This is a genomic window from Shewanella sp. SM32, assembly GCF_025654235.1.
Lineage (GTDB): Bacteria > Pseudomonadota > Gammaproteobacteria > Enterobacterales > Shewanellaceae > Shewanella > Shewanella oncorhynchi.
Genome location: NZ_JAKKRO010000133.1, coordinates 1 through 2,421, shown reverse-complemented (window position 1 = coordinate 2,421; position 2,421 = coordinate 1). Strand labels below are relative to the sequence as shown.

Here is a 2,421-nt window from a genome sequence, read left to right as displayed (position 1 = left end):
GTAAGCGTAACGCCAACCACACCTTGCGGTGTGGCTGGTGATCAGTAAGGCAGGAGTTGCTGTAGTTTCTCTTGGGTGTTGGCTTTGGGTAGCTCGGTTAATAAGCGGCATAGGTAATCATACGGCTCCAGTCCGTTGATTTTTGAGGTCTCGACCAGGCTGTACAGTGCCGCACTGGCTTGTGCTCCCGTCTTGGTATTGGCGAACAACCACGCCTTGCGACCAATCACGAACGGTTTGATGGCGCGCTCCGCACGATTGTTGTCGATATTCAGACAGCCATCATCCAGATAGCGGACAAGCTTGGGCCACTGATTCAGGCTATACGTAATAGCCGCTCCCAGTAAACTTTCTTTCGTGACACTCTCGCTTGATTTATCCAACCAGCTTTTGAATTGCGCGAGCAACGGCTTGGCTAGCGTTTGCCTGGCTTCATATTTCTTATCAGGCGGCGCAGTTTTTAATTTACTCTCCAGCGCATAGAGTTTCTGGATATGGTTAAGGGCCACATCGGCCTTACCCGTTTTGCCTTTACCCTGCGCTTTTTGGGCTTCGACGAACTTACGTCTGGCATGCGCCCAGCAGCCGACTAAGGTTGCGTGGGTTTTCTCATATCCGGCATAACCATCAACCTGCAGATAGCCGGTAAACCCCGTCAGGAAGTCGGTGGGATGTTTGCTGCTGCGGCTGTCCTGATAATCAAACAGCACGAGCTTGGGGCCGGTACTTTGCTCTAAGCCACAGCCATATACCCACATGTAGCAGGTGCTTTTCTCAACATCCAGTACATTAACCGTGGTTTCATCTGCCCACAGCACGGGCTGTTTCAGAAGCTCAGCTTTCATTAACGCCAGTAACGGTTTCAGTTTCTCTGCACAGCTTATCAGCCAGCGGCTCATCGTTTGACGGCTAAGCTCAATACCGGCCTGATTAAACAACTGCTCCTGACGATAAAGCGGTAAGCCATAGTGCATTTTGCTGCTGATGATTTGGGCAAGCAGACTCGGTGTGGTCATGCTCTTAGGGATAACCGCCGGTGGCACATCGGCAATTTTAATGTCGACCTTGGTGTCCGTGGTTTCACACTGCCGGCAGCTGTATTTCAGCCGCACGTTTCTGAGCACCCGGATTTGTGCCGGTACGAACTCGATTTGCTCACTGACTTCCTCACCCATTTGATGTAGCGCATGGCCACAGCAAGCACAGGTTTTATCGTCAATGTCATGGATAACATCAACGCGCGGCAGCTCAGGGGCAATCCGTGGGCGGCGTGGCTTAGCAGCTTTCTTAGCGCTCTCGGTCGTCTGAGTATCTGGCTCTGTCGCTACTGACTCGTCTTCAATAAGCTGTTCGGCCTCATTTAACACCTCGCCTTCACCTTCATAGGTTTCACTGCTGGGGCTAAATTTCTGGTACTTCTTCAGGTTGTAACGCTCCAGCAACTGCTGCAACTTGTCCGACAGTTGCTGGTTAACCCGCTCTAATTTGGCGATGCGTTTATCTTTTTGCGCCAGTTTGCGCTCAAGCTTTTGCGTCTGCTCAAGCAGCATTTTCTTGAGCAGTGCAACGTCATCAGGTAAGGATTGAGGTGTCTTTTTCATGGCCGCTATTGTAACGGCCAATTTAGCTAAGTGCTTGGTAAGATTTAGATTGTTTTGGATGCGATCATAAGGATTTATAGCCGATCGTCATATCAGCCCACACTCTGGTAATGCAGTGGCTGATGGGCGGTGATTTTTTGGATATCGACACCTTGCAACAGCCAATGCCATTGCTGCTCGCTAATAGACAGTATTTTGCCAGGCATCTGCCGTGGCCAGCGGAACTTGTCTTTTTCAAGCCGTTTGTACCACAGGCAAAACCCGGTGCTATCCCAGTACAGTACTTTTAACCGGGTACGCTGCTGATTACAAAACACAAACAGTGCGCCGCTAAATGGCGAGAGCTGCATCTCTTGCTCGACCAGCAACGATAAGCCATTAATGGATTTACGAAAGTCGACCGGCTGTTTATGCAAATAGACCTTAGGCACATCGAGGAACATTTTCATGGTCAGAGCGCTCTTAGCAAGGCTGCTAACCACTGTGCATCGGTGCCGGCTGGAAACTGCAATTCGATATCGCGCTTGCGTAGCAAAATGGATTGATTCAGCTGCAAACCCTGTGGCGTCAGCTCAACAAAGCCACCGTCATCATCCTGAAACGCCAACAACTGACGCTTGCGATAACTAAAATATGTAGGAATGATGCCCTGACGTTTTGCAAATTCAGTTTGGGTGAGACCACTTTGGGCTTGCTCGGCAAACAAGGCCAGCCATTGTTCTTTGGTACGGTGCATGATGATTACCCTGGCAGTTGATAATGGCAGACAGGGTAAAGTTGATCAGTTAGGATTGGAATGTGTGGTTGGCGTTACGCTTAC

At 50.0% G+C, this 2,421-nt stretch carries 3 protein-coding genes; all 3 read right to left on the bottom strand.

All coding sequences use genetic code 11. The features are described from left to right. Positions 1-41: 41 nt before the first annotated feature. Positions 42-1,601: an IS66 family transposase gene (gene tnpC / locus L5M10_RS23625; protein WP_263256074.1), complete on the bottom strand. Its 1,560-nt coding sequence runs from the start codon at positions 1,599-1,601 to the stop codon at positions 42-44. A gap of 92 nt (positions 1,602-1,693) precedes the next feature. After that, a complete protein-coding gene (gene tnpB, locus L5M10_RS23620; RefSeq protein ID WP_057786146.1) occupies positions 1,694-2,050 on the bottom strand; it encodes an IS66 family insertion sequence element accessory protein TnpB in 357 nt (118 codons plus the stop codon). Positions 2,051-2,052: 2 nt separating this feature from the next. Next, positions 2,053-2,337, bottom strand: coding sequence for an IS66 family insertion sequence element accessory protein TnpA (tnpA, locus tag L5M10_RS23615; protein WP_088585668.1), 285 nt, complete (start codon positions 2,335-2,337; stop codon positions 2,053-2,055). Positions 2,338-2,421 lie beyond the last annotated feature (84 nt).

What these genes read in the sequence shown, in the direction of transcription:
- tnpC (WP_263256074.1), bottom strand. Translation starts at nt 1,601, where the DNA reads ATGAAAAAGACACCTCAATCCTTACCTGATGACGTTGCACTGCTCAAG.
- tnpB (WP_057786146.1), bottom strand. Translation starts at nt 2,050, where the DNA reads ATGAAAATGTTCCTCGATGTGCCTAAGGTCTATTTGCATAAACAGCCG.
- tnpA (WP_088585668.1), bottom strand. Translation starts at nt 2,337, where the DNA reads ATGCACCGTACCAAAGAACAATGGCTGGCCTTGTTTGCCGAGCAAGCC.